This window comes from Sorangium sp. So ce1153, assembly GCF_051521595.1.
Taxonomy (GTDB): domain Bacteria; phylum Myxococcota_A; class Polyangia; order Polyangiales; family Polyangiaceae; genus Sorangium.
The window spans coordinates 5,556,689-5,582,821 of record NZ_CP150361.1; the positions used below are offsets into that span (position 1 = coordinate 5,556,689).

Annotated in this window: 23 protein-coding genes and 1 pseudogene; 11 read left to right on the forward strand and 13 right to left on the reverse strand. The window is 69.6% G+C overall.

The genetic code is table 11. From position 1 onward, the window contains the following. Window positions 1-79: 79 nt before the first annotated feature. The 6 genes from WME85_RS19715 to WME85_RS19740 form a co-directional block, all read right to left on the reverse strand. The gene (locus WME85_RS19715) at window positions 80-1,300 is read right to left on the reverse strand and encodes a hypothetical protein (protein WP_437840198.1); all 1,221 of its coding nucleotides are present in this window, start codon (window positions 1,298-1,300) and stop codon (window positions 80-82) included. A 151-nt stretch (window positions 1,301-1,451) separates the two neighbouring features. Further along, window positions 1,452-1,826 (reverse strand): hypothetical protein, encoded by a 375-nt coding sequence (locus tag WME85_RS19720; RefSeq protein WP_437840199.1) that lies wholly within the window; start codon window positions 1,824-1,826, stop codon window positions 1,452-1,454. A gap of 395 nt (window positions 1,827-2,221) precedes the next feature. After that, window positions 2,222-3,082, reverse strand: coding sequence for an SDR family NAD(P)-dependent oxidoreductase (locus tag WME85_RS19725; RefSeq protein WP_437840200.1), 861 nt, complete (start codon window positions 3,080-3,082; stop codon window positions 2,222-2,224). A 122-nt stretch (window positions 3,083-3,204) separates the two neighbouring features. After that, window positions 3,205-3,915 (reverse strand): hypothetical protein, encoded by a 711-nt coding sequence (locus tag WME85_RS19730; RefSeq protein ID WP_437840201.1) that lies wholly within the window; start codon window positions 3,913-3,915, stop codon window positions 3,205-3,207. Between the two features lie 19 nt (window positions 3,916-3,934). Next, window positions 3,935-5,029: a hypothetical protein gene (locus WME85_RS19735; RefSeq protein WP_437840202.1), complete on the reverse strand. Its 1,095-nt coding sequence runs from the start codon at window positions 5,027-5,029 to the stop codon at window positions 3,935-3,937. A gap of 72 nt (window positions 5,030-5,101) precedes the next feature. Continuing rightward, window positions 5,102-5,308: an MbtH family protein gene (locus tag WME85_RS19740; protein ID WP_437310948.1), complete on the reverse strand. Its 207-nt coding sequence runs from the start codon at window positions 5,306-5,308 to the stop codon at window positions 5,102-5,104. Window positions 5,309-5,628: 320 nt separating this feature from the next. Here WME85_RS19740 and WME85_RS19745 point away from each other — a divergent pair, with 320 nt between their 5' ends. The 8 genes from WME85_RS19745 (at window position 5,629) to WME85_RS19780 (ending at window position 15,154) form a co-directional block, all read left to right on the forward strand. Next, a complete protein-coding gene (locus tag WME85_RS19745; RefSeq protein WP_437840203.1) occupies window positions 5,629-5,862 on the forward strand; it encodes a hypothetical protein in 234 nt (77 codons plus the stop codon). Between the two features lie 208 nt (window positions 5,863-6,070). Then, complete coding sequence (locus WME85_RS19750; protein ID WP_437840204.1) at window positions 6,071-6,457, forward strand: VOC family protein; 387 nt, start codon at window positions 6,071-6,073, stop codon at window positions 6,455-6,457. Between the two features lie 53 nt (window positions 6,458-6,510). Further along, window positions 6,511-7,527 (forward strand): SMP-30/gluconolactonase/LRE family protein, encoded by a 1,017-nt coding sequence (locus WME85_RS19755; protein ID WP_437840205.1) that lies wholly within the window; start codon window positions 6,511-6,513, stop codon window positions 7,525-7,527. Between the two features lie 81 nt (window positions 7,528-7,608). After that, window positions 7,609-8,562: an ArsR/SmtB family transcription factor gene (locus WME85_RS19760; RefSeq protein WP_437840207.1), complete on the forward strand. Its 954-nt coding sequence runs from the start codon at window positions 7,609-7,611 to the stop codon at window positions 8,560-8,562. A gap of 2 nt (window positions 8,563-8,564) precedes the next feature. Continuing rightward, window positions 8,565-12,401: a methionine synthase gene (gene metH / locus WME85_RS19765; protein ID WP_437840209.1), complete on the forward strand. Its 3,837-nt coding sequence runs from the start codon at window positions 8,565-8,567 to the stop codon at window positions 12,399-12,401. Between the two features lie 206 nt (window positions 12,402-12,607). Beyond that, the gene (locus tag WME85_RS19770) at window positions 12,608-14,305 is read left to right on the forward strand and encodes a DUF2330 domain-containing protein (RefSeq protein ID WP_437840210.1); all 1,698 of its coding nucleotides are present in this window, start codon (window positions 12,608-12,610) and stop codon (window positions 14,303-14,305) included. Between the two features lie 11 nt (window positions 14,306-14,316). Next, entirely contained in the window at window positions 14,317-14,805 is a 489-nt protein-coding gene (locus tag WME85_RS19775) for a hypothetical protein (RefSeq protein ID WP_437840212.1), read from the forward strand. A gap of 85 nt (window positions 14,806-14,890) precedes the next feature. Then, the gene (locus WME85_RS19780; RefSeq protein ID WP_437840214.1) at window positions 14,891-15,154 is read left to right on the forward strand and encodes a hypothetical protein; all 264 of its coding nucleotides are present in this window, start codon (window positions 14,891-14,893) and stop codon (window positions 15,152-15,154) included. Between the two features lie 144 nt (window positions 15,155-15,298). Here the strand turns inward: WME85_RS19780 and WME85_RS19785 are convergent, their stop codons facing one another. Genes WME85_RS19785 through WME85_RS19795 form a run of 3 tightly spaced genes read right to left on the reverse strand, consistent with a single transcriptional unit; the run spans window position 15,299 to window position 16,337 of the window. Further along, window positions 15,299-15,517, reverse strand: a complete 219-nt coding sequence (locus WME85_RS19785) for a hypothetical protein (RefSeq protein WP_437840216.1) — start codon at window positions 15,515-15,517, stop codon at window positions 15,299-15,301. Window positions 15,518-15,564: 47 nt separating this feature from the next. Beyond that, a complete protein-coding gene (locus tag WME85_RS19790; RefSeq protein WP_437840217.1) occupies window positions 15,565-16,011 on the reverse strand; it encodes an SRPBCC family protein in 447 nt (148 codons plus the stop codon). Continuing rightward, a complete protein-coding gene (locus WME85_RS19795; protein ID WP_437840219.1) occupies window positions 16,008-16,337 on the reverse strand; it encodes an ArsR/SmtB family transcription factor in 330 nt (109 codons plus the stop codon). The genes WME85_RS19790 and WME85_RS19795 overlap by 4 nt, the downstream gene beginning before the upstream one ends. A gap of 121 nt (window positions 16,338-16,458) precedes the next feature. Between WME85_RS19795 and WME85_RS19800 the strand changes: the two genes are divergently transcribed. Beyond that, window positions 16,459-16,653: a hypothetical protein gene (locus WME85_RS19800; RefSeq protein ID WP_437840220.1), complete on the forward strand. Its 195-nt coding sequence runs from the start codon at window positions 16,459-16,461 to the stop codon at window positions 16,651-16,653. A gap of 192 nt (window positions 16,654-16,845) precedes the next feature. Here the strand turns inward: WME85_RS19800 and WME85_RS19805 are convergent, their stop codons facing one another. Together WME85_RS19805 and WME85_RS19810 are read right to left on the reverse strand one after the other, a co-directional pair. Then, a complete protein-coding gene (locus WME85_RS19805) occupies window positions 16,846-18,204 on the reverse strand; it encodes a hypothetical protein (RefSeq protein WP_437840221.1) in 1,359 nt (452 codons plus the stop codon). 137 nt (window positions 18,205-18,341) lie between these two features. Beyond that, window positions 18,342-18,749 carry a basic secretory protein-like protein gene (locus WME85_RS19810; protein WP_437840222.1) on the reverse strand — a complete coding sequence of 136 codons (408 nt, stop codon included), beginning with the start codon at window positions 18,747-18,749 and terminating at the stop codon, window positions 18,342-18,344. A gap of 201 nt (window positions 18,750-18,950) precedes the next feature. Between WME85_RS19810 and WME85_RS19815 the strand changes: the two genes are divergently transcribed. Then, window positions 18,951-19,130 (forward strand): hypothetical protein, encoded by a 180-nt coding sequence (locus WME85_RS19815; protein WP_437840223.1) that lies wholly within the window; start codon window positions 18,951-18,953, stop codon window positions 19,128-19,130. Between the two features lie 8 nt (window positions 19,131-19,138). Here the strand turns inward: WME85_RS19815 and WME85_RS19820 are convergent. Further along, window positions 19,139-19,411 (reverse strand): annotated as a pseudogene (locus WME85_RS19820) (discoidin domain-containing protein); the annotation flags it as partial. Between WME85_RS19820 and WME85_RS19825 the strand changes: the two are divergent. Next, on the forward strand, window positions 19,317-19,823 hold the full coding sequence (locus tag WME85_RS19825) for a hypothetical protein (RefSeq protein WP_437840225.1): 507 nt from the start codon (window positions 19,317-19,319) through the stop codon (window positions 19,821-19,823). The pseudogene WME85_RS19820 and the gene WME85_RS19825 overlap by 95 nt on opposite strands. Window positions 19,824-20,027: 204 nt before the next feature. Here the strand turns inward: WME85_RS19825 and WME85_RS19830 are convergent, their stop codons facing one another. Next, entirely contained in the window at window positions 20,028-26,024 is a 5,997-nt protein-coding gene (locus WME85_RS19830; RefSeq protein WP_437840226.1) for an AAA family ATPase, read from the reverse strand. Between the last annotated feature and the right edge of the window lie 109 nt (window positions 26,025-26,133).

The following is a 26,133-nucleotide window of genomic DNA, read 5'->3' on the forward strand; positions in this document are numbered from 1 at the left end:
TCCCGCGCGGCGCTCGCCGGCGCCGCCGGTCCACGGGGCGCACGCGCGCGATGGCGCGCTCCGGACGCGCCCCCGGGCCTCAACCGGCGAACGGACACCCGACGTAGATCGGCGCGGAGAAGCCGTCGCCCACGCGAGCCCGCACCACCGCGCACCCTGGCTTCGCGAGCGGCACGCGCACGATCTCGCTGTCGCCGGCGCTCGCGACCGCCTCGCCGCCGACCAGGACCTCGACGTCTCCGCCTCGCGCGCGCGCCTCGATCACCGGCGCGGCCCCGAGCGACGCCCCGACGCCTTGCCACGCGCCGCCCGGCGCCCGCACCTCGAACGAGCACGCCTCCGGGCTCCGGACGCACACGCGGCCCGCGGCGAGGGCGTCGCGGACGGCGGCCTCCGAGCGCCCCGCCGCGCGGACGTACGTCGTCGGCCGCAGGTAATCGGTGTGGCTGTCGCTGCCGCCGACCGGCACGAGCCGCCGCTGCTGCGCCGCGATCTCCCGATCCACGCGGGCCATCGTCGCGAGCAGGGTGCGGGGCGTGTCGAGGAGCAGGTACCGATCCCGCAGGTGCGTGACGACCATGTTGTACGCCTCGATGCCCGGCGCGAGGCGGTTCACCGTCGCGATCTCCTCGGGCACCGGAGCGGCGCTCGTGAAGGGGCGCCACGAGAGATCCGCGCGCGCCATCGCGAACGACGAGTCCAGGGGCGTGGAGAGCGGGTGGTTGATCACGAGGAAGCCGCCGCGCGCCACGAACCGCTCGAAGAACCGGCCGGGGTGCGCGCGCGCCTCGTCGACCGGAACGTCCGCGAGCACCGCCCGGAGATCCGCGAACGCCGCGCCCACGTGGCCGTGGACCGGATCGGTGTACTCCATCCCGATGACGTACACCGTGCGGCCGGCCGAGCGCGCCGCGAGCTCGTCCCGCAGGCGATCCTGCGCCGCGAGCACGGCCGCGCGCAGCTCCTCGTGCTCGAAGAAGCGCGCCGGCACGTGGGGCGTCAGCACCAGGAAGTCGAGCCCCTCGTCCGCCGCGAGCGCGACCGTCGCCGCCGCATCGCGCGACGCCTCGCGCGGGTGATCGGGCGGGCTCAGGTGGCAGTGCATGTCGCCCGCGAGCACCAGATCCGGCGCGTCGCTCACGGGCGGCGACCCCATCGTCGCGAGCGCAGGCGGCCTGTACGCGCTCGCCATGGCGGTCTCGATGGCATAGTGCGAGGCCGGTCGGCTGCAGCCCGCGAGGGCGAGGAAGCCGGCGCAGAGGCCGGCGGCGACGGCACGGCGGGCGCGCACCTCGAGCATGCTCGCAGGATCCGCCCGGCAGGCCGGCGCGCGAACGGCGGAGCACGCTCCCGGCGTCGTCACGCGGGCGCCACCGGCTCGCCGTGAGGTCGCCGGCGGAGGGCGAGCCCCTCGAGCCGCCGCCGCGTCGCCCCGGCTCCAGATCGGCCGGTCAGGCCACGCCGTACAGGATGCGCTGGCGGAGCACGTCCTGCAGCGCGCGCTCGAAAAGGACGCGGGACGGATGGACCGTCAGCTTCCGGATGACGGCGTTCGCGACCTGAACCCCGAAGTGAACGGACCTGGAGTTGAGGAGAAAGTGCCCTCCCTCGACCGCGTGGAGGACAGAGGTCGTCGCCTCGGTCAGCCGCGTGCGCGAGGCGTGCTCGTAGTCGGTCATCGCCTCCCAGTCGTTGAAGACGAGGACCCGGCCATCCTCGGCGACACGGCGCAACATCGCCTCCTCGATCGCCGCGGCTCCATCGTCCACCAGCGTCCCGGTGACGCACGTGACGATCAGCCCCGGGGCAGGGCACCAGACCTTCACGGTGCCATCGAGACACCAATGACTCTGCAGTGGCTGTTCAGGGATGGTCAGCATGGTGAGCGCGATAGGATGTGGCGTGGATGACTATCTGTTGAAGACATTATAGCAAGATCTCAACGGAGGCCTCAAGAAACCGACACCACGCCGCGAGAAAGGACAGCTTGTTGCGCTCGTTACGCTAGTTGCGCCGAGGCTTCCGATCAGCACGTCAATTTGAAATACCGATTCCTGGGCGCGGCAAAACGCACGTAGATTTCCCCTGATACGGTACGTGAGATCGAGGGATCGGCTCGCGCCGCGGCCCGCGTCCGAGGTCCAGCGCTTCGAGATGGGGTGGGGGGAGAGCTGAGTCGCCGGCGGCCTGCGGGCCGCTCGTGAGCCGGAGGCTGTGAGCGTCAGGGCTTCGCCGCGCGTGCCATGTACTCCGCGAACGCTTCCGCGTGATCGGGATGCCACCGAGACAGCGCGGGGCGGTTCCGGATAAGGTCGTCGGCCGCCCACTGGATGCGGCGCTCGTCGATCTCGCGCGTGACCGCGTTGTCGGGGCATAATAGGTAGAAATTCCCGCTACCCATGCCGTCGATCATGAAATCGACGACCTGGTCGGCGGTCCATGCCTCCGCGGGCTTCTCCGGGCCGCGCGCGGTCATTCCGGTGTAGGTGTAGCCCGGGATCAGCAGGTGGGCGGTGATCTTCGAGCCGGCGACGTTGCGCAGCTCGTGCGCGAGCTGCTCGGTCAGCACCTTCACGCCGGCCTTGCTCACGTTGTAGGCAGCGTCGCCCGGGGGGGTGGTGATGCCCTGCTTCGAGCCCGTGTTCACGATGGCGCCGGGGGTGCCTTGCGCGAGCATCGCCTCGGTGAACGCCTGCACGCCGTGGATCACGCCCCAGAGGTTGACCTCGATGAGGTGCCGCCAGCGGTCGTAGCTCTGCCAGGGCTTGCCGCCGCCGCCCACGCCGGCGTTGTTCATCAGCACGGCCACCTCGCCGAACGCCTCGTAGGCGAGCTGCTTCAGGCGTTGCACGTCGTCCAGCCTGGCGACGTCGGTCGGCACGGCCCGCACGTCGTCCTTGCCGCCGGCCGCGACGGCGGCCACGCCTGCGGCCGCCTCGTGCAGCGCCGGCCCGTCGAGGTCGGCGAGGCAGACCTTCAGGCCCATGCGCGCGAAGCGGCGGGCGGCGGCGAGGCCGATGCCGCTCGCCGCGCCGGTCACCACGGCCACGCGGCCGGGCGTCAATGCGGGATGGTCATTCACTGGGGATCTCCGTCATGCGTTGGGCGCGCCCGCGAGCGGCGCGACGGTCGCGGCGAGTGTAAGGGGCGTCGGCGCGCTCAGCCACCGGCATCGGCGCGGTCCGCCGTGAACACCGCTTCGGCTCAGCCCGCCCCGCACGCCATCAGGTGCTGGAGGGCGACGAGCATCATCACGCCGATCGCGAAGCAGCCGAACCCCCGCCGCCCGCCCACCTTACCGCCTGTCCCCGCCGCCTGCAGGGCCACCTCGCCGCGCGCCGGCGGGGACTTTTTTTTTACCGTCGGCGCCCTCCTCCACCGCGACGGCGCCGCCTCGCAACCGGCCAGCGAGAGCGCGGGCGTGCGCTTCACGATCGCCATCGCGCTCGCCGCCCGGCTCACCTGATGACCCCGCTTCCAGGCGCGGATCTGCTCCTCCGGCAGCCCGAACACCTCGCCAGAGCCGTACGTCGCCGCGAGCCCGGCGAGCACGCGAAGGTGCCAGTCGGCGGGGACCGCCCCGGGCAGCGTCTCGACCGCCTCCGGCGCGACGGGAGGGAACCAGACGGCGAAGTGCTGGACCGGCCGCCCGGTCCAGTCCTTCCGCGCCGGATCGAGGAACCGCGCCGCCACATAGGCAAACACGCCCGGCTCCCTCGGCCCCTGTTCGTGGACCTCGAGCAGGCCATAGCGGAGCTCGCCGGCGGCCGCGTCCGCGTCGCCGACGATGGCCTCGAGCGTCGTGAGCCAGGCGGGGAGCGCCGGGGTCTCGGGCACGCAGATGAACTCGTAATCCCAGTGCGCGCCGCGCGTCCTCCAGAGGAGCCGCGATGTCTCGACGAGGAGGGCCGGCACGGGCGCGAGCATACCAGCGCTACTGGTTCTGGTGGTAGGCCCGCAGCCCCTCTTCGTCGCGCAGGGCCGCCACCATCCCGGTCAGGACAGCCTTGAACGTGTCGCCCCGCCGCAGCGCGTCCTCGCGCACCTTCTTGAGCCGGTCGACCCGCGTGCTCGCGAAGTCCTTGATCGACACGAATCTCAGGATCTTGCTGACGATCTGGTATCTCTTCGGCAGGAAGTCGTCCACGGAGTCCACGAACTGCACGAGATCGCGCAGCCCCTGGAAGAACGTCTCCTTCGCCGACTTCTCCTTTCGCGTCGCCTGCGCCTCGCGGACCGCGCCCTCGACCGTGCTCACCAGGATCGCGGGGGCGAGGGTGCGCACGCCGAGCGACGTCCGCGGGTCGACCTGCGCGTGCGCGTGCGCGTTGACTGGCGCGGCGACCGACGAGAGCAGCATGAAGCGGTGCCCGAACGCGTGCTCGGCGCGGAGCACCGAGCAGAGCTTCGCGAGCTGATCGTCGGCGTCACGGCAGACCTCGCGCTCGAAGTCGCGCGCGCCGTAGTCCGGCGGGAAGAGATCCGCCTTGCTGAGGGCGAGGATCCACTCGCGCGGGAAGCTCACCTCGTCGCCCGTGGCGGCGCTCGTCCGGCGCAGCCGGTCGCACTCGTCCGCGAAGTGCTCGAAGAGCCAGCGGATGTACCCGGTGCCCTCGCTCCGGTACTTCGCGCCGTCCGCGAGGAGGATGCCCACCTGGCTCATGCCGAGCTTGAGCAGGCCCTGGCGCATCGCTTCCCGCTCCTCCGCGTCGACCGGATCGTCCTCCCACCACCGCCCGGGGTAGTCGTACCAGTGAACGCGGACCGCCGCCTCGGGCAGGTCCCTCGGGAAGAAGTCGAACTCGATCTCGTCGAAGCGCGTGCTGCCCTCCGGGAACTTGCCCTCCTCGAGGCGGTAGAAGCGGCCGAGGAGCTGGTTTCCCTGCGCCTTGTTGACCGCCTGGATCTTGTACGCGTACTCCTCCTGAAACGAGGGCTGGGTCTGCGCTCTGTAGAAAGCGGCGAGGAGGACGGTCTTGCCGGCGCCGGAAGCGCCGAACACGGCGACGTGCAGATCGAGGGGCGGCATGCCGGGATGCGATACGGGAGCCCGCGGCCCGGCACAAGGGCCGGCGCACGCGGCCCGTCGAGCCTGGCGGCCTCAGCCGCCGGTCATCTGCTTCCGGAGGCTGAGCGGGCGCATGTCCGTCCAGACCTCCTTGATGTACGCCAGACACTCCTCCTTGTTGCCCGACTTGCCGGCGTCCTTCCAGCCAGGCGCGTTCTCTCGGTCCGCCGGCCAGATGGAATACTGCTCCTCGTCGTTCATCACGACCTTGTAGATCGTCGTGTCTTCGTCTGTTTGCATCGCTCGCTCCTCTCTGGTTCAGCCCGGACAAGGCGATGAGATCGGGTGGTGGGGCCGGAGATCGCTCGCGCGGGAGACCACCGGCTTTCGCGGGGCCCCGCGGGGGACCGAGACATGATGTCCGAGCTCCGCCATCAGGGTCGCCTCATCGCTGATGCTGATATCGTGGGCCATGCTCGCCGTCAACTCGGGCAGGAGGCACGGCGCGCGAGCTCGCCCCGCATGACGTCGAGCGCGCGTTCGGCTCGCGCGCGCGATCTCGACACGAGCCCGGACCTGGCATAGACTCGGCCCGGGTCGCCACCGGCACGTGGTCCCTCGTGGATCGCGCCGAGATGCTGCTCTGCATCGAGGATTGGCGGCACCTCGACCCGGCAGCGCAGGAAGGCGGGCTCGCCGAGCTCCTCGAGCGGGAGCGGGCGGAGCAGCTGTCCCCGGAGCGCGGCGCGCATCTGGGCCTTGCGGCACAGCGCCGATCCGTGAGACTTTTCGTGGGGGATGTCACAAAGACGATGATCCAGGACACTGAACAGGTTGAAACCCCGAGAAAGTGAACCACAGAGGCACAGAGGACACAGAGTTTTTTGGCTGTTCCTCTGTGTCCTCTGTGCCTCTGTGGTTCAAATCTCTTCATTCCCGGGTGTTTCAAGCTGATCGATGCCCTAGACAGACCCGGTCCGGCGGCTTCGGTCGACCAGTCGACTGATGGCCAGGCCGCACAAGACAGGCTCTCCCTCACCATCACCCGACCTCGGAGTTTGTATGAAGCGAGTCACTGGGATTGGCGGTATCTTCTTCAAGGCCAAGGACGCTCCGGCGCTGCAGGCCTGGTACAAGCGGCACCTCGGGATCGATGTCCAGGAATGGGGCGGTGCTGCGTTCACCTGGACCGACGGTGAAGGTAAGCCGGTCGCCGGGACGACCATCTGGTCGATCGGTCCGGCGCAAGGTGACCAGTTTGCGCCCAGCACCGCAACCTTCATGATCAATTACCGTGTGGAGGATCTCCACGCCCTCGTCAAGGTCCTGCGCGAAGAGGGCTGCAACGTCCTCGAGAAGATCGACGATTCCGAGTACGGAAAATTCGCCTGGGTCATCGATCCAGAAGGGAACAAGGTAGAGCTCTGGCAGCCGCCCGCCGGCCAATGACCAGGCCATGGCCGCCACGAGAGGCTTGACCTTCGGATGGCGTCCGGACTTCCATGAACTCCATGGCACGGTTCCTCGGCACGCTCACGTCCGTCGTCGTCGCGGCCTCGATGGCTTCCTGCGGGGGCGAGGCCCCTCCGCCCGCGGTGGCGCCGGCGGCTTCCGCTCCTTCCGTCGTGCCCGCGGCGACGGACAGCGTCGCGTCGCCGCCTGCGGCTCCGCCAGCGCCCGCGGCGCCCAGGCTCGGCGCCCCGAGCCCGGTGGCCACGTATACCGGCTTCGCCATGCCGGAGAGCGTGCTCTACGACGCGGACAACGACCGCTACCTCGTCTCGAACGTCAACGGCAATCCCAACGACAAGGATAACAACGGCTTCATCTCCGTCCTCTCGCCCGACGGTCAGGTGACGAACCTCAAGTGGATCGAGGGCGGCAAGAACAAGGTCAAGCTCGACGCGCCGACGGGCTCGGCGATCGTGAAGGGCGTGCTCTACGTCGCCGACCTCAAGACCGTGCGGATGTTCGACCTCGCGACCGGGGCGCCGAAGGGGGAGATCGCCATCCCCGGCGCGACGTTGCTCAACGACGTCGCGGCGGCCCCTGACGGCAAGGTCTACGTGTCCGACTCCGGCTTCACGATCGGCGCGACCGGCAACCTCGAGGCGACGTCGAGCGACGCCGTGTACGTCATCGAGAAGGGCAAGGCCAGGCCGCTGGCGAAGACCACCGACATGCACATGCCGAACGGCATCGCGTGGACCGACAAGGGGCTCGTGGTTTGCTCGAGCGGCGCCCCCGAGGTCTTCCGCCTCGACGACAAGGGCGGCAGGCTGGACGTGACCACCACAGCGCCCGGCGGCCGCCTCGACGGCCTGGTCTCCGTCGGAGACGCGCTCCTCGTGACCAGCCACGAAGCGTCGGCGGTGCTCCGCGGGAAGCTCGGCGGCGCCTTCGAGATCGCGATCCCCGAGCAGAAGACCCCCACGGATATCGGCTACGACACGAAGCGCGGGCGCGTCCTCGTGCCCCACGTGCTGGAGGCCAGGGTCGACGCGTACGAGCTGAAGTAGTCCGCGGACGAAAGATCCCGGCGCGCTTGACTCCGGAAGTCGGGGGTCCTAGTACATTCGCGCATCGAGATACAGGGATACATGGGTCTTTCCGAGTACATCGAGACGCTGAACCTCCTCGGGGACGAGAGCCGGATCCGGCTCTGCGTGCTCCTCCGCGAGCGCGAGCTGCGGGTGACGGACCTGGTTCGCGTGACCGGCATCGCGCAGTCGCGCGTCTCGACGCACCTCGGGCGGCTCCGCGAGGCGGGGTTCGTCCGGGATCGGCGCCAGGGGCCGCAGTCGTTCTATACGCTCGCGGTCGACACCCTGCCCGCGACAGCGAAGGCCCTCCTCGATGACGCCACGAAATCGGCCGACCCGACCCTGGATGGCGACCAGCGGCGCCTCCTGGAGCTCGACGCCGAGCGGCGCGGCGGGCTCCCCGAATCGTTCGCCGGCGAGATGGAGAAGCACTACTCCCCAGGCCGCACGTGGCAGTCGCTCGCGATCGGCATCGCCGCGCTGCTCCGCCTCGGCGACGTCCTCGACGTCGGATCGGGCGACGGCGCGGCGGCCGGCTCGCTCGCGCCTTACTGCCGCTCGCTCACCTGCGTCGACTCGAGCAGCCGGATGATCGAGGCCGCGAGAGAGCGGTTCTCGACCCAGCCCCACGTCCGCGTCCAGGTCGCGGACGTCCACGATCTGCCGTTCGGAGACGCCTCCTTCGACTCGGTCCTCGTGTTTCACACGCTGACCTACGCCGAGCACCCGCCGCGGGCGCTGGAAGAGTGCGCCCGCGTGCTCCGCCCAGGCGGTCGGGTGGTCGTCCTGTCGCTCGACGCGCACCAGCAGCGGGAGATCACCGTGCCCTACGGCGAGCGCCACCCCGGCTTCTCGCCCTCCGACGTCCGCGCCATGCTGACCCGCGCGAAGCTCGATGTCGTCGCGTCCGACGTCGCCTGCCGCGAGACAAAAAAGCCACATTTTCAGGTCGTGCTCGCGATCGCCGACAAGCCGACCCCCGGTCCCTCCAAGAGCGCCAAGCGAGGCTGATCATGCCGTCCAACCACCCCACGCCTCCCCTTCATCCACTCCAGAAGCTCCTCCAGAGCCGCATCGCCATCATCGACGGGGCGATGGGGACGACCATCCGCACCTACGGGATGAAGGAAGCGGACATCCGGGGCGAGCGATTCGCGGACTCGAAGAAAGACCTGCTGAACAACGGCGATCTGTTCACGCTCACGCAGCCGAAGATGATCTGCGATATCCACCGGCGCTTCCTCGAGGCCGGCGCGGACATCATCGAGACGAACACCTTCGGCGCGACCAGCATCACCCAGAGCGAGTTCTTCGTGGACGACCCGCGCGAGCACGGCGGGCGGAAGGATCCAGCCTTCTACCAGAGGATCATCGACGACCCGTTCCTCAACGACCTCGCCTGGGAGATCAACGAGCAGTCCGCGCGGCAGTGCCGCGAATGGGCGGATCGCGTGGCGAACGCCGACGGGCGGCAGCGGTTCGTCGCGGGCGCCATCGGCCCGCTCACCGTCTCCCTGTCCAACTCCCCGGACGCCGACGACCCCGGTTTCCGCGTCGTGACGTTCGATCAGGTGAAACAGGCGTACGTCCACCAGATCCGCGCCTTGATCGCCGGCGGGTCCGACGTGCTGCTGGTCGAGACCATCTTCGACTCGCTCAACGCGAAGGCCGCGCTCGTCGCCATTCGAGAGGTGTTCGACAAGGACGGCAAGACCCTGCCGGTGATGATCTCGGCGGCGGTCGGGCGCGGCGGAGAGACGATGATCTCGGCGCAGACGGTCGAGGCCTTCTGGAACGCGGTGAAGCACGTGGACCCGCTCGCCATCGGGCTGAACTGCTCGCTCGGCCCGGACCTCATGTATCCGTTCCTGGCCGACCTCTCGGAGAAGTCCAGCGCCGCGATCTCCTGCTACCCGAACGCCGGCCTGCCCAACCCGCTCTCGCCCACGGGCTTCGACCTGGAGCCGCCGGACATGGCCCGCCACATCGGCGGCTTCGCGGAGGCAGGTCTCCTCAACATCGCCGGCGGCTGCTGCGGCAACACGCCCGAGCACATCGCGGCCATCGCCAGGGCGCTCGCCGGCAAGCCCCCGCGCGCCCTCAGCCCGAAGACCTCCCCTGACGCCCAGCCCGGCGGCGCGCCCTCCGGCCCGCCGATCCCCCTGCGCCTGTCCGGCTCGCAGCCGTTCACGCAGCAGCCGGGCGTGTACATGATCCTGGGCGAGCGCACCAACGTCGCCGGGTCGCCGAAGTTCGCGAAGCTCATCAAGGAAGGGAAGTTCGAGGAAGCGGTGAGCGTGGCGCGCCAGCAGGTCGAGAACGGCGCCAACGTCATCGATATCTGCATGGACGAGGGCATGATCGACGGCGTGTCCGCGATGACGCGCTTCTTGCTGCTCCTGGCCAGCGAGCCCGAGGTGGCGAAGGTCCCGTTCATGGTGGACTCGTCGAAATGGGAGGTCATCGAGGCGGGCCTCAGGTGCATGCAGGGCAAGGGCATCGTGAACTCGATCTCCCTCAAGGAGGGGGAGGCGAAGTTCCGCGAGAACGCGAGGACCATCCTCAAGTACGGCGCCGCCGTCGTGGTCATGGCCTTCGACGAGCAGGGGCAGGCCGCCACCTACGAGGACAAGATCCGGATCTGCAAGCGGGCGTATGGCATCCTCGTCGACGAGGTGGGGTTCCCTCCCGAGGACATCATCTTCGATCCGAACATCCTCACGGTCGCCACCGGCATGGAGGAGCACAACAACTACGCCGTCGACTTCATCGAGGCCACCCGCTGGATCAAGGCGAACCTGCCGCACGCCAAGGTCAGCGGCGGCGTGTCGAACATCTCCTTCAGCTTCCGCGGCAACAACCGGGTGCGCGAGGCCATGCACTCGGCGTTCCTCTACCATGCCATCCAGGCCGGCATGGACATGGGCATCGTCAACGCGGGCATGCTCGAGGTGTACGAGGAGATCGAGCCCGAGCTCCGCGAGCTGGTCGAGGACGTCCTGCTCAACCGGCGTCCGGACGCCACGGAGCGGCTGGTCGATTTCGGCGAAGCGCTGAAGGCCAGGAGCGCCGGCGCCGCCGCGACCGAGAAGAAAGAAGAGGAGTGGCGCAAAGGCACCGTCGAGGAGCGGCTGTCGCACGCGCTTGTCAAGGGCATCGACGCGTACATCGACGCCGACACCGAGGAAGCGCGCGCCAAGCTCGGCCGCCCGCTCGCCGTGATCGAGGGCCCGCTGATGGATGGAATGGGCGTCGTCGGAGATCTCTTCGGCGCCGGCAAGATGTTCCTCCCGCAGGTGGTGAAGTCGGCGCGCGTGATGAAGAAGGCCGTCGCGTACCTGACGCCGTTCATGGAGGCGGAGAAGGCGGCGATGGCCGCCGCTGGGCAGGACGTGAAGACGCAGGGCAAGATCGTCCTCGCCACGGTGAAGGGCGATGTCCACGACATCGGCAAGAACATCGTGGGCGTCGTGCTCGCGTGCAACAATTACGAGGTGATCGACATGGGCGTCATGGTCCCGTGCGAGAAGATCCTCGAGCGCGCCAGGCAGGAGAAGGCGGATCTGATCGGCTTGAGCGGGCTGATCACGCCGTCGCTCGACGAGATGATCCACGTCGCCCGCGAGATGGAGCGGCAGAACTTCAAGCTGCCGCTCTTGATCGGCGGGGCGACGACCAGCAAGGCGCACACCGCCGTGAAGGTGGCCCCTCACTACAGCGAGCCGGTCGTGCACGTGGTCGACGCGAGCCGCGCCGTGCCCGTCACGACGAGCCTCCTGAGCGACGAGGGCAAGCCGGCGTTCGTCGCCCAGCACCGCGCCGAGTACGAGAAGCTCCGGCGGCTCCACGCGGCGCCGAAGCACAAGCTCGTCCCCATCGAGGCCGCGCGCGCGAACCGGACGCGGATCGAGTGGCGCGCGGAGGACCTGCCGGTGCCCGAGTTCACCGGCGCGCGCGTGCTCGAGGACTTCCCGCTCGCCACCTTGCGCGAGTACATCGACTGGACGCCTTTCTTCCACACGTGGGAGCTGAAGGGCGTCTATCCGCGGATCCTGGAGCACGAGAAATACGGCGAGCAAGCGCGCCAGCTCTTCTCCGAGGCGAACGCGCTGCTCGACATGATCATCGAGAAGAGGCTGCTGACGGCGCGCGGCGTGTATGGCTTCTTCGCCGCGAGCGCCGTGGGCGACGACGTGGAGGTGTACACGGACGCGACGCGCAAGGAGGTGCTCGAGCGGTTTCACTTCCTGCGCCAGCAGACGGCGAAGGAGAGCGGCGAGCCGAACCGGTCGCTCGCGGATTTCATCGCGCCCAGGGAGACCGGCCTCCCGGACCACATCGCCGGCTTCGCGGTGACCGCCGGCATCGGCCTGAAGGAGCTGTGCGATCGGTTCAGGGCGAGCTACGACGACTACAACGCCATCATGGCGGAGGCGATCGCCGATCGCCTGGCCGAGGCGTTCGCCGAGTGCCTGCACAAGCGGGTGCGCGACGAGTGGGGCTATGGCCGGCAGGAAGACCTGACCAAGAGCGAGCTCATCGAGGAGAAATACCGCGGCATCAGGCCCGCGGCGGGGTACCCGGCGTGCCCGGATCACACCGAGAAGGGCACGCTCTGGCGGCTGCTCGACGTCGAGAAGAGCACCGGCATCCGGATCACCGAGTCGTTCGCGATGTGGCCCGGCTCGAGCGTGAGCGGCCTGTACTTCGCGCACCCGCAGGCCCGGTACTTCAGCCTGGGAAAGATCGATCGTGACCAGGTGGTCGACTACCACGCGCGCAAGGGCATGACCGTCGCGGAGGTCGAGCGCTGGCTCGGCCCGAACCTCAACTACGACGCATCGAGCTAGTCCCTCGTCGCCCAACGACGAGGCGGGCCCGGGGTCGGGTCGGCGGCCAGCCCGGGTTGGCCGCCGGCGGACTCAACCTGGGTCGGCCGTCCGCCTGGGTCGGCCGTCCGCCGGCGTCGTGCCCAGGAATCGCCTTGCTTTCCAGCGTGGCACTGGGTCTGCTTGAGGGCGTCCGCCCGAGCGATCGGGCGAGGAGGTTCTGGACCATGCGCAAGCTGTGGGCGGCTACGGTGATGGCGGCGGCGGCGCTCATGACAGCGCCACGACCTGCCGAGGCGTGCGGCGGATTCTTTTGCGGACGACAGCCGGTGGACCAGACGGCGGAGCGGATCTTGTTCGCGACGAACCAGGACGGCTCGGTCACGATGGTGACGCAGATCCAGTATGCGGGCGCGGCGCCGGACTTCGCCTGGGTGGTCCCGCTCGCCGAGGTGCCGGCGGTGGACAGCCTTGCTGTGTTCCCGCAGCTCGCGCTCACCGCCCTCGACACGGCGACGGGCCCGCAGTTCCAGTGGCCCGACGACCCGGGCTGCTACCCTCCCGTGTTCAACGCCGGGGGCGGGCCCACCGCGGGCGGCGTCGACGACGGCGGCGTCACGGTGCACATCCGGGAAGAGGTCGGGCCGTACGACGTGGCCGTGATCGAGTCGGCCGATCCCACGGCGCTCATCAGCTGGCTCCGCGACAACGGCTTCCGCGTCAACGACGCGATGGCGCCGTACATCGGTATCTACACGAGCGAGGGGATGAAGTTCCTCGCGCTGCGGCTCCAGCCGGACGCCGAGGTCAGCGACATCCAGCCGTTCCGCTTCACGCTCCCGTCGGGGTCGCCGTCGATCCCGATCCGGCTGACGGCGATCGCGGCCGAGCCGGAGATGGGCATCACCGTGATGCTCCTCGGCGACAGGCGCTACGGGCCGGCCAACTGGCCGGACGTCGAGATCGACGACGACCAGATCGTCTGGAGGTCGGACGCCTGGCCGGTGCAGACGAACTGGACGGCGCTCGTCGCGCGCGGCGTCGACGAGGCCGGCGGTCGTGGCTTCGTCACCGAGATGAGCGGACCGACGGCCAGCATCGCCGAGCAGGTCCGCAACACGATGACCTCGGACGAGGCGCAGGTGGCCGCGCGCGACGCGCTGCTGCCGCTCCTGGAGGGCAACGCCACCATCACGCGCCTCTATACCCGCCTGTCGCCCGAGGAGATGACCGTCGATCCGATCTTCCGGCGCACCGACGGTCCCGAGGTATCGAACGTCCGCGTGCTCCCGCGCCACGTCGAAGGCCGCGATCTGTGCGAGGTCGCGCCGGGCGCCGACGCTGCCGGCGCGTCGCCGTGCGACTTTGCGGCGTGCGGCGCGGGCGGCCTGTGCCGCGTCGTCGAGGTCGCGGGCGGCGCCCAGCCGGTGGCCGCCTGCGCGTGCGTCCCCGGGACCACCGCGCGCACCACGTTCGATCCGTCGGGCCGGCCGACGGTGACCTGCCAGGACCTCCGCATGTCGTTCCTCAACCCGGGTGACCGGGCGCTCCCTGACGCGCCGCCGCTCGCGGATCCCTGCGCGACGTTCGATTGCGGCCCGCACGGCGAGTGCGTGCCCATGAACATGACGCCGACCTGCCGCTGCTCGACAGGCTATGTGGCGGTGGGCGACATCGCCGACGACGGCAGCCGGGAGACGACCTGCGTGCTCCCTGACGAGCCCGTCCCCGCGTCCTTCTACGACGGGCGCGTCCCGCCGCTGCCCGATTCGCTCCCGGGTGGCCGGCCGGTCGACGTGCCGCCGCCCGCCGTCGAGGCCGCCTCTGGAGGCTGCAACGCCGGCGGCCGTGCTGGCGGCGCCGGCGGCCTCGGCGGCGCGCTGCTCGGGCTGCTGTTTGCCGTGCGCCGCCGCCGGCGCTCCTAGGCGTTCACGCCGTGGCCTGCTCGACCTGCGCCGCCGGTCTCGTCGTGCTCCTCGCGCTCGCTCCTGGCTGCGCTGGCGGGGACGAGCCGCCGGTGCAGGGCGTCGTCGAGCTCGGCACCGGCGAGTGGCGGTTCGAGCCGCTGGCCGACGGCCAGGAGGTCGAGCTCGCGCACGGCGCGCAGGGCGGCTGGCACCTGTGGACGAGCGTCCGGACGCTCGGCCTGGAGCCCGAGGGCGTCCAGCTCGAGGTCACGACGACCGTGGTCGGCGACCCCTCCTCGGCGACGACCAGCCGGGGGAGGATCGAGCTCGCGGCGCTCGAGGACGGCCGGTGCGAGTTCATCGGGTGGCCGGCCGTGCTCCGCGAGCCAGCTTGTGCCATCGGCCATTCGCTCCGGGTGAGGGGCGTGGTGACCGACGCGCGAGGCACGGTCGCGACCGGCGAGCGGCAGGTGCGCCCCCGGTGGGGCAGCGACGAAGCATGCGCTGGGCGGCCGTAGTCGAGCCCACCTCGAGACTCAGATCCCGCGCAAAGTGGCTGTTGCTGCGAACCTGAAACCCTGACCGACAGGACGAGCGTTCGGTATGCTCCTCAAAATCATCACCGTCCTTGTGCTCGCGCTGCCAACGCTGCTTTCCCTCTACGCCTTTTCGGTTGAAGGGACGAAGATGCTCAAGCCGTTGGCGTTCACCTTCACGCTGACGTCTGCGCTCTACGTCCTTGCCATCAGCGTCGTTCGCCTCCGTCACCCTTCCACGTCGTACCTCGGTTTCTGGATCGTGTTGCCCATCTGCTCGGCGCTCATTCTCGCTTGCGTGGTGATGGGGCTCTCCGTCGTCGGTCATTGAGGGGCGTGAACCCGGACGAAGGGGTGGTCTACTGCCATCCCGGCGTCCGCACCCACTCGTGCCCTGTGGGCGCGAAATCCACGCTGAGTGGCCGCCCTCCGTGTGTGGGCGACGCGGCCTCTCGTCGTACGGCCGGCCGCCCGCTCAGTCAGCGCGTCGCCCGCTGCGCCACCGGGTGGCATACGGCAGCACGAACAGGTACAGACCGGAGAACAGCAACAAGGCGAGCGGGAGCAGCGCCAGGAAGCCCACCCAGACCGGAGCCTTCTCCTGTCCCATGGCGGCGACGTTGACGATGACGGCCACCGTGAAGGCGATGGACAGCCAGCGGTGGATCTCCCGGACCCATCTGTTCCAGCTCAACGGGACGCCCTCCGAAGACGAGCCCGCAGCGGATTGGAGTTGAGCGCTCATGGGTTCCTCGCGAGCAGGTCGACGAGCTTCTCGCCCATCATCCTCCAGCCGTAGCGCGCGCCACCGAAGTTCTGCTTCTGCTCCGGCTTGAACCCCGATTGCACGAGGGACAGGCGGGTCCCCGAAGCCGTGGGCGTGAGCGTGAAGGTCACGACGGTGTCGATCTCCATGTCGCCGACGACCCACGCGTAGCTGAGCTTCCTTTGCGCTTCGCTCTCGAGGACCCGACAGTTCACGGTGCCGTCCCACCCGGGGTACGGCTGCGTCTTGAACGTGAACGCGGTCCCCGGCTCGGGCTTGAAGCCGGCGACGGGCAGGAGCCACTCGGTGAGCAGCGTCGGGTCGGTGAGCGCGCGCCACACCTTCTCCGGCGAATGACGCAGGTCGAACTCGAATGAAAGGGAGTCAGTTTGCGATGGGGCGGTCTTGTCGATGAGGTTCACGCGTCCATTTTCTCCAGCAGTTGTTCAAGTCGATCGACGTGCTCCGTCCAGAAGGCGCGGTAGTGCGCGATCCAGTCGAGGAGCGGCTTCATCCCGCGCGGCTCCACCCGGTAGTAGACGCAGCGCCCCTCGCGCCGGCCGTTCACCAGGCCGGCGTCCTTCAACATGGCGAGGTGCTGCGAGACCGCCGGCTGCGAGATGTCGAAGCGCGCCGTGAGGTCCTTCACCGCTGCTTCGCCGCGCGTGAGCGCCTCGAAGATCGCCCGGCGGCTGGGGTCAGCCAGCGCCTGGAAGATCTTGTTCTCGGCCACCGCCGCGCTCTGCATGACCAACCATAAGCCACGACTTATGGTTGGTCAAGCGCGCGGATCGAGCCGCTCGACATCGGCGGAAGGGCGGGCTCTGCCATCGGACCGACGTTGGAATTTTGCGCTGCTGGCACAATTGATGCGTAAGGGCCCGTACTGGCCCGACTGTGCGCGCAGCCGACGCGCGCTCGTCGAGGACGGGCCGCACGAGCTGGTCGTGGAGGTTGGCCTCGATCGCGACGAGCTCTCCGGGTTCCCGACCAGCTACCTGCCGCGCATCGTGGTGCCCTTCACGATGCCCACCGCGACGGTGAGCGTCGTCGTCGAACCGTGACCTCCTGCCAGCCAGGCCCAGTGCCGGTCAGTCGAGGGCCCCGACCGCCCCGAGCGCGGGTAGTGCTGTCATTGGAACATGAAGGCGGTAAGGCGGGAAGAAAATCTCAATGATCTTCCCGCCTTACCGCCTTCATGTGAACCCTCTCTGGGCAAATGACAGCACCACCCGAGCGCGGCCTCGCCCTGTGCTTCATGGCGCGATCCGGAACGGGTACCCGTCGGCCGCCACCGGGACCGGCTCGGCGCCTGGCACGTCGCGCGGGCGGACGGCGAGCACGTGGGCACCCGAGTCGTCCAGCGCGGGAGGATGGAGACGCCCGAACGTCTCGCTGCGCTGCTTCCCTCGCGCGTCGAGGTACTCGCACTCCCAGCCCGACAGAAAGCCATTGTGGCGCACCTCCCTGAGGTCGCGCAACCGAAGCAGCACGACCTCCGGGGAGCGCGCGGCGCGCCTCAGCGATCGAAACCTCGCCCAGGTCTCGCGGATGAACCAGAGGACCAGCACGAGCATGGAGGCGGCGGTGCCGGCGCTGGCGGCTGCGATGACGAGCCGTGGGCTCCTCAGGGCCGGCTCAGCGCTCGTCAAGAACTCGTGTCCGTTCTCCCGGACCTCGATGTCCGGCAACGCCCTCGGGGCCCAGGCGACCAGATAGGTCACCTCCTGCTCCTCGCCGGCCACGCGGAAGCTGATGGCCAGCTCCGTGAGGTAATCGTCGGTCCAGCTGGTCTCACCGTGGCGTGACACGAAGACGGGGCCCTCGACGGCGGCTGGCTTCGCGGCGGCCCAGCGGGCCCGCTGCGTGAGCACCTCGCGGGCGATGTGAGCCGCACCCACGCCAGCGATCACCGTCACCGCGCCGAGGACGGGAACGAAGAGGATCGTCAACGCGAGGGAGCTCAGGAGGTAGCGCGGCCGCAGGCGCAGGTTGCCTCGGGCGAGGCGCTGGCGAAGCTCCGCGTGCGGCAGGGCACCGGCGGCGCGCCGAGCGGCCTTCGCGTCCGAGCTGCGGATCATGTAGCCCACGGGGGCGAGCGCAAAGAACGCTGCCGCAAGGCCGAACAGGGTCCAGACGCCCGCGCGCGCGTTGTCCGGACCGTCCTTGAGGGACAGCACCAGCGCCGCTGGATCCGCCGCTGCGCGCAAGCCCCTGTCCGCCAGCAGGGACCGTTGCCGGTCCGTCATCGTATCGAAAGCACCCGTGAGCGGTCGACCGGGCGGCGGGCACAGCGGCCCATCCGCGCTCGCCAGGGCCACAGCGTCGCCCAGCGAGGGGGCGAGCAGGCGACCGTACCGCGTCCCGGCGAGGTCGACGCTCCCTTCGCACGAGAACTGCGCGTCCGTCAGCTCCACCCACACAGGTTGCGTTCGCGCGCGCTGCAGCGCCTCTCCCGCGCTCAGCCGCTGCGGCGCGTCCCCGAACGACTCCAGCCGTTGCCACATCCGGACGGCGAGCGCACAGAGCGTGACGCCGGCGATCAGCCCGAGCGTGACGCCGATCCAGGGGCGCCGCTTCAGGCCTCCCCCGATCACGTTGGCCGTGTCGCTCAAGCCGGTGCTCCTCGACGATGCCGTACTACGGCGGCGTTCGCGCGTCGAGGTCGAGCGCGACGGGTCGGAGGCCGGGACGATAGGCACGCTGCGCCGCGCGCCGTGAGGGCGCGCGGCGCAGTCAGGGGAGGTATCCCTCAGAGGCTGCCGGGGCCGGGGAAGTCCACGCCCCACCGGTAGTGGTCGCGGAACTCGTTCCAGAGCGCCGTGCGCGTCTGCCCGGTCTCCGTGACGAAGACGCTCTCGTCGTACGGGAGCGCGTCGTAGGGCGCGAGGCTCCTGTTGAAGGCCGCGATGAACCCGGGCTTCTTGAACTGCTCGATCCAGAGGAGGAACGTCGCCATCTCGCCGTCGTTCTGCACGAAGTTGCCGGCGGTCCGGACGGTGAGGTCGTGATGCCCGGCGCGCAGGCGCAGGGAGTCGGCGAGGCCCTCGATGATGTACCCGTTGCCGGTCCCCACGTCGTCGTACTGATAGACGTGCCCGAGCTCGTGGTAGAGCGTGCCGATGATGGTGCGCCGCACGTCCCCGCCGCTGTTGTACACATCGTTATCCAGAACGCGCTGAACGACACCGTGGCCACGTCACCGCTGTAGCTCGCCCAGGCGAACCCCGACTCGTCGACCACCCTGATGTTCAGGGTGTTCCTCCGCTTCCAGAAGGCGCCCGGCTGTGAATAGAGCCCCTCGACCACCTCGCGCGAGATCTCGCGCACGTCTCGCACGAGGGTGCTGCCGATCGCGTCGTTGAAGCGCTGTCCGCCCGTGGTCGTGGACACGTTCTGGTACTGGACGGTCTGCGGGAGGACGGCGCGGTACGGATCGTCGGTCCGGAGGAGCTCGATCTCGCCGAGTTGCAGGACGGAGGTGTCGCTGGTGAAGTTGAACCGGTACTTCTTGTATGCCGTGGTGTTGTTGATGAAGTAATGGTTGCGCTGGAACCTGTTCGCGAAGCTCTGGCTCGCGCGGGTGTCGAGCGTCGTCCAGGCCACGCCGTCGTTGGAGCCCTCGAGCGTCCAGGACCTCGGATCGCGCGAGGGGTAGTCGTTCGCAGAGGAGATGGCGTACCCGTCGATCGTGAACGCGGTGGGCAGCTCGTAGCGGATCCAGCCGGTGTTGCTGAACGTGAGCCACTTGCTGATGGGGCGGCCGTCGAAGGCCCTCGCCGCGGTCTCCTGCGGGCCGTTCTCTCCGCTCGCGGTGATCACGGGCGCCGCCGGCAGGACCGGCGTGCCCGGCGACCCGAAGAGCGCGAGCTCGGAGAGCTGGATCTCGCCCCAACCCCCGAAGTTCTGCTGGATCTCGAGGCGGAACTTCCGGTACGCCTGCGCGCCGGAGACCGTGTACGATTTCGTCTGGAAACGCGCCGAGAAGCTCTCGTTCGAGCGGGTGTCGAGCACGGTCCACGTGAAGCCGTCGTTCGAGCCGAGGAGGCGCCAGGCGCGCGGATCGCGCTCCGGAGAGTCGTTCGCCGAGGAGATGCTGTACGAGCCGAGCACGTACGCCTCGTTGTTCGGCGCGTCGTACTGGAGGAAGCCCTGGCCCGCGAAGATGAGCCATTTCGTCCCGACGTCCTCGTCGAAGGCGTTCTCGAGCCGCTCGTTCGCGGGAGAGTCGTAGGTGCTCGCATAGAAGGTGCCGCCCTCGAGCCGCACATCCTAACGAGAGTGGAAGTCGTCCGCCGTTCGGCGATACTCGCGCCCTCGTGCCCTCATCGCCGAGCGCGCGTCGCCGCTGGGCTCCTCGCCGTCGCTCCCGTCCGGGTTACTGGCGTCGTATGGCTCCACGACACCTCGCCGCGCAGGCCGCCGACCGGGTGAAGGACTACGCCTGCGGGAGGAGGGCGCCGGCGCTGCCCGTCTCTGCTTCCGGCTCCGCCGGATCCAGAGGGAGCTCCACGATGAACGTGGCGCCCGCGCCCGGCTTGCTCTCCACGCGGACGGTGCCGCCGTGCGAGGTCACGATCCAGCGCACGATGTAGAGCCCGAGGCCGAGACCACCGAAGTTCCGGACCGACACCGCGCGCTCGAAGCGCTCGAAGATCCTGGCTTGATCCGCCTCCGCGATGCCCATCCCGTGGTCGCGGACCACGAGGAGCGCTCGATCGGCCTGCTGGCGGACGACGACCTGAACGAGGTCGCCGGCGCCGTACTTGATCGCGTTCGACAGGAGGTTGATGAGGACCTGCTCGATGCGAGACGGATCCCAGCGCCCGAGCACGGGCTCGTCCAGATCGAGCTGGACGTCGCAGCGGGCGTCCGCGAGCTGCTGGCTCATTCGCTCGACGATCTCGCGCGCCAGGGCGGCCAGATCGACCGGCGCGCGCGCGAGCGTCATGCGCCCGGCGTTGATGCGCGTCACGTCGAGCAGCTCGTTGACCTGGTGGCCGAGCCGCGCGATCTGGCGATGGAAGACCTGGAACGCGGCTTCGATCCGCTCCGGAGCGACCTCCGCGCGCCGGTAGCGGGGCAGCAGCCGCTCGAGGAGGTGCGCCTGTATCTTCAGCGAGGTGAGCGGGGTCCTGAGCTCGTGCGAGGCGACGAGGAGGAACTCGTCGCGGCGCTCGATCGCCTGCTGGGCCTCGGCGAACAGATGGGTGTTGTCGAGCGCGAGCGCCGCCCGGGACCCCAGCTCCTCGGCGAGCCACAGGTCGACCGGGCCGTAACGGCGCCGGGGCGCGGCCGACAGCAAGGTCATGACCCCGAAGCACCGGTCGCGCGCGAGGAGCGGAACCCGGAGGAAGGCGTGGATGCCGAGCTGCTGCAGCAGGGGCGCGGCGCGGACGTCGCCCACCTCGGGCCGGTCGAGCGACGCCGCCGCCAGGGGCCGCAGCGCGTCGATGACCGCGTCGGCCAGCTCGGCGGGTATCCCCGCGGTCACCGTGTGTTCCAGGGCGCCGCGGGCGAGGTCGACGTCGATGACGCACTGGTCGGCCAGCTCGGGCACCGCGAGCTGCGCCACGCTCTCGAGGGTGGCGCTGTAGCCGAGGGCCATCAGCTTGCGGCTCGCCTCGGCCAGGAAGCGCTCGGCCTGCTCGGCCCGCTTGCGCTCGGTGATGTCGGTGGAAATGCCGCAGAGCGCGCGGGGCGTGGGCCCCTCGCCCAGAGGGAACTTGACCGACAAGAAGGTGTGCAGCCCGTCCTCCAGCGGCACCTCCTCCTCCCACTCCATCGGCACGCCCGCAGCGAGCACCCTCCGGTCGTGGTCTTCCACGGTCGCGGCGAGCGGAGCAGGGAGCAGATCGGCGATGGTCTTGCCGAGGATCTCCTCGGGCGGCAGGCGCAACGTGTTGCTCACGTGCCGGTTGACGAGCAGATGTCGGCCCTGGTGATCCTTGAGGTAGATGGACGCCGCCGAGTTGTCGATGATGGCCTGGAGGGTCTGCTGGTTGGTCTTCAGCGCCTGCTCCGCCCGCCGCCGCTCGGCGTTCTCCTGCTCGAGCTCGGAATAGAGGATGGCGTTCTCCAGCGAGATGGCCGATTGCGAGGCGAGCAGCTCGACCACGCTGAGCCGCCCGGGGGTGAAGGCCCTGGTCACGAGGTTGTTCTCTAGATAGAGCAGGCCGAGCAGCCGGTCCTGTCGCATGATGGGGAGGCACAGCACCGATCTCGGACGCTTGCACCTGAAATACTCGTCCTCCACGAACGGGTGTCTGGCGGCGGTGTCGTCGAGCAGCACGCGCTCGTGGCTCCGGCGAACATAGTTGAGGACGGACCGCGGCAGCGCGGCCGTCGACGCCTCGAGCGCGTCGAGCAGCCGTACCGCGCCGCCCGGCGTCTCGATCGCCGCCATCGACAGGCGCTCCTCCCGGACCAGGAGGACGTATCCCGCCTCGGCGCCAGCGTGCTCGACCACGATGCGCAGCAGCATCTCGAGCAGCCGCGGAAGCCTGAGCTCGCCGGAGATGCTCTGCGAGGCCTTGACCACCGCCAAGACGTCGAACTGCTCGGCCCGCACGGCGAAGGTGACGGTGGGCGCGATCGGCTTGCGCTCGACCAGGAAGGGATAGCGCTGGTCGAGCTGCTCCACCTTGGCGTGGGCGCCCCAGCGGAAATAGCCGGCGCGGGCCTGTTGCAGGTAGGCGCCTTCGGGCGTGGACAGGCCGCGCGCGCGGTAGAACCCCGCGGCGAGCTCGCAGGCGATGGCCTCGTGCTGGACGAAGCCGCCCTCCCGCGCCGACGCGATGGCCTGCTCGTAGAGCCGGCCGGCCTCCGGATCGTTCCCTCGGAGCCGGGCGATCTCGGCGCGGACCAGCGCGTGCTTGTGGAGGAAATTGTCGGGGCAGCTCCTGGCCCACTCGCCGAGCTGCCGCTCGCAGTCGAGGAGCTGCGCGGGGAGCGCCCCGAGCGGGGACGGCTGCGCGTCGTCGCGGAGGGCCGCGAGCGCGAGCGCGAGATAATAGACGTTCTCGGCGAGGGGCGCGTACGGCTCGGTCCTCCAGGGGTGCTCGACCGCCACGCGGGTCGCCGCCGCCAGCGCCTCTCCGGGAGAGCCGAGCACGAAGAGCGCCTGGGCCGTCAAGCTGTAATAGAGACCGCGAGCGCCCTGTAGATCCCCCTCCTTCAGCCGCGCCTCGAAGACCGACTGCTCCAGATCGGCGCCATCTAGCGTTGGGAAGCGGACCGGCCTGCCTCGCAGCATCTGGATCACGGCGTGGCCGCCGACGAGGGCGCTGTGCGCGAACGCGAAGCCGGCCCTGCGCACGAAGCCGAGGCGCTCTTCGACCTCGTGAACCACGTCCTCCAGCGGCTCGCCGCAGAGCAGCGGGAACAGCGCGGCCCAGACGCAGTTGAGGCACGCCATGTTCAGATTGCCGGAATCGGCCGCGGCGCTGAAGCCGGCGCGCGTGTACGGATACGTCTCTCTGTAGTGGCGTGTCCAGGAGACGACAATCTGTCCGAAGAGGGTGAACACCAGCGATTTCGTGGTGAGAGAGCCGCTCCTGTCCGCCAGGTCATGGCCGAGCTTGCCGAACCGATAAGCCTCCTGGTATCGCCCGAACCTCGGGCCGATCAGCCTCGCGAAGGCGGCGTACGCGAGGGCGGAGCTCTCGGCGTTGCCGTGGTGCAGGCTGAGCTTGACCATGCGCGTGACGAGCAGACAGTGTAGTTCGTGGTCCACGAAGATCGCAGGGCCCGTCACCCCCTGCAGCACGTCCATCATGACCTTGATCTCCGGGTGCGTCATGGGCGGCAGGCGGATCAGGTCCTCGATCGGTCGGTCGCGCAGGGCCTGCCAGACGCTCTTCGCCTCCTCTTCGACCCGTGCGCCCGAGGAGTGAAGCGGAAGATCGATGTCGCAGGCGCGGAGCCACGAGAGCCCGATCTCCACCGCGCGGGCGCACTGTCCGCGGGTCTGGGAGACCGCGACCGAGAGCTCGACGGCCGCGGCCGTCTCGATCTTGGTCCTCGCGCGATTCATGATCTCTTCCAGGAGCCGCTCGGCTTCCTCGAAGCTGCCGGTGATGTACGCGGAGCGCGCGCGCTCGAGGCTCAGGTCATAGGTCAGCTGGTACTGCGTCTCCCAGCGATCCTCGCCGAGGAGGGCCATGCCCGCGGCGAAGAGGGCGGCGGCAGACTCGTGGGCCGCCGCGGCCCGCGCTCGCCGGCCGGCGCGGAGGTTCAGCGCGGCGAGGTCGCCCCGCTCCGCCGGAGAGCGGATGAGCGCGGCGCCGCGGTTGAGGTGGCCCACGATGTCGAAGAGCGCCTCCTCGCGCTCTCCCGCGCCTTGCCCCTTCAGGAGCAGCCGTCCGATGCAGAGGTGCACCTCGGCGAGCTGCGCCGCCGGGATGAGCGCGTGGGCGGCCTGCTGCACGCGGTCGTGGAGGAACCGGCAGCTGCCGTTCTGGCAGAGGAGCAGCCCCTCGCGCACGGCCTCCTCGAGCGCGTCGCGGAGCTCCGCCGCCGGACGGCTCGCGACCACCGCGAGGGTGTCGAGGGTGAGGCTGCTGCCGAGGCACGCGGCGAGCTTGAGCGCGTCCTGCGTCGGGCCCGAGAGCCGCTTCAGCTTGCCCACCATCAGGTCGACGACGTTGTCGCTGAAGCCCTTGTCGCGGACCGCGGCGATATCCCACCGCCATGCCGCCTCGTCCGCATCGAAGGCGATGAGCCCCTCCTCGTGCAGCGCGAGCAGGAGCTGGAGCACGAAGAACGGATTGCCGCCGGTCTTCTCGTGGATCAGCCGCGAGAGCGGCTCGACCTCGGCGGCGCTGGCGTGGACCGCCTCCGCGACGAGCGCTCCGACATCGGCGGGCGAGAGCGGCGCGAGGACGATGTCGCTGACCACGGCGCCGCGCTTCCGCGCGTCGGACAGCATGAGCGATAGCGGGTGCGCCGGGCCGACCTCGTTGTCCCGGTAGGCGCCGATCTGCAGGAGGTGCTCGGCCTCGGCGTGCGTGATGAGCTGATCGAGCAGCTGGAGGCTCGCCGCGTCGGCCCATTGCAGCTCGTCGAGGAAGAGCACCATCGGGCGCTCCTTCTGCACGCACGCCGCGATGAAGCGCTGGAGCGTCGCGTGGAATCGGTGCCGGGCCTCGATGGCCGGGAGCTCCGGCGCGGGCGGCTGCGGGCCGAGGAGCAGCTCGAGCTCGGGGAGCACACCGGCGAGCAGCCCGACGTTCGGGCCGAGGGCCTCCTGGAGGCGCTCCCTCCAGCGCTCGAGCTCCTCCTCGCTCACGCCAAGGATCTCCTGCACCAGCCCCCGGAACGCCTGGAGGAAGGCGTGGTACGGGATATCCCTCTTGAGCTCTTCGAACTTGCCGGAGAGGAAGAAGCCCCGCTCGCGCACCACCGGCCTGTGCAGCTCGGCCACGAGCGACGACTTGCCGATGCCCGAGTAGCCCGACACGAGCACGAGCTCTGGCCGGCCCTGCGCCACCACGCGCTCGAAGACGGCGAGCAGCGCCTCGACTTCCCGCTCGCGCCCATGGAGCCGCTGCGGAACCTGAAACCGATCGGAGACGTCGCGCTGGCCGAGCGGAAAGGCCTCGATGACGCCGCCTGTCCGCAGCCTGGCGAAGCACTGATCCACGTCGTGCCGCAGGCCGAGCGCGCTCTGGTAACGCTCCTCGGCGGCCTTGGCCAGCAGCTTGAGCACGACCGCCGACAGCTGCGGAGGGATCGAGGGGACGAGCGTGTGCGGCGGAGATGGATTCAGGGCGATGTGGCAATGCGCCCACGCCACCGGGTCGCTCGCCTGGAAGGGCAGGGTGCCAGTCAGCATCTCGTAGAAGGTGACGCCGAGGGAGTACAGGTCGGTCCGCTCGTCGATCCTGCGGTTCATCCGGCCTGTCTGCTCCGGCGCCATGTACGCGAGCGTCCCCTCGATGAGCGCGTCGCGGGCGAGCTCCTGGGACTCGCGGGGCGAGAGGCAGGCGATCCCGAGATCGGTGATCTTCACCTCCTCCGTACACGGGTTGTAAAGGAGGTTCTGGGGCTTGATGTCCTTGTGGATGACGTGGTGGCGATGCAGCTCGGCGAGCGCGCCGCAGAGGCGGAGGGCGAGGGGGAAAAAGCGCTCGAGCGGCATCGGCGCATCGAGGAGCCGGTCGAGCGAGCGGCCGCCGAAGTCCTCCAGGACCAGCGCCACCTGGTCGCCGAACGCCTCGATGGCGTGGGCCTTGACGATGACCGGCGTGTCGAGCGCCCGGGCGACGTCGTATTCATGATGCAGCCGCCCGAGGGCGCGCGGGCTCGTGTGGTCGCGCCGCAGGACCTTGAGCACCACCGGTCGGCCGTCCTCCTTGCGCCGCGCTCGGTAGAGGATCGTATCTGCACCCTGGTGCAGGACCTCCAGCACGAGGTAACGCGGACTATCAGGCATACGAGATCGTCGGCAGCCGGAGCGGCCTCCGAGGCGTCAGGGTCGATCCTGATGTTGGCCCAAACGCTGCGCTTCGCCACAGGAATAACGGCGCTCTCTCGCCCGCTCG

Excerpts from the sequence above, each read along its gene's own strand:
- WME85_RS19735 (WP_437840202.1), bottom strand. The coding sequence starts at position 5,029 with ATGCCGCCCCTCGATCTGCACGTCGCCGTGTTCGGCGCTTCCGGCGCC.
- WME85_RS19760 (WP_437840207.1), top strand. The coding sequence starts at position 7,609 with ATGGGTCTTTCCGAGTACATCGAGACGCTGAACCTCCTCGGGGACGAG.
- WME85_RS19780 (WP_437840214.1), top strand. The coding sequence starts at position 14,891 with ATGCTCCTCAAAATCATCACCGTCCTTGTGCTCGCGCTGCCAACGCTG.
- WME85_RS19795 (WP_437840219.1), bottom strand. The coding sequence starts at position 16,337 with ATGCAGAGCGCGGCGGTGGCCGAGAACAAGATCTTCCAGGCGCTGGCT.
- WME85_RS19770 (WP_437840210.1), top strand. The coding sequence starts at position 12,608 with ATGCGCAAGCTGTGGGCGGCTACGGTGATGGCGGCGGCGGCGCTCATG.
- WME85_RS19755 (WP_437840205.1), top strand. The coding sequence starts at position 6,511 with ATGAACTCCATGGCACGGTTCCTCGGCACGCTCACGTCCGTCGTCGTC.
- WME85_RS19830 (WP_437840226.1), bottom strand. The coding sequence starts at position 26,024 with ATGCCTGATAGTCCGCGTTACCTCGTGCTGGAGGTCCTGCACCAGGGT.
- WME85_RS19750 (WP_437840204.1), top strand. The coding sequence starts at position 6,071 with ATGAAGCGAGTCACTGGGATTGGCGGTATCTTCTTCAAGGCCAAGGAC.
- metH (WP_437840209.1), top strand. The coding sequence starts at position 8,565 with ATGCCGTCCAACCACCCCACGCCTCCCCTTCATCCACTCCAGAAGCTC.
- WME85_RS19740 (WP_437310948.1), bottom strand. The coding sequence starts at position 5,308 with ATGCAAACAGACGAAGACACGACGATCTACAAGGTCGTGATGAACGAC.
- WME85_RS19800 (WP_437840220.1), top strand. The coding sequence starts at position 16,459 with ATGCGTAAGGGCCCGTACTGGCCCGACTGTGCGCGCAGCCGACGCGCG.
- WME85_RS19715 (WP_437840198.1), bottom strand. The coding sequence starts at position 1,300 with ATGCTCGAGGTGCGCGCCCGCCGTGCCGTCGCCGCCGGCCTCTGCGCC.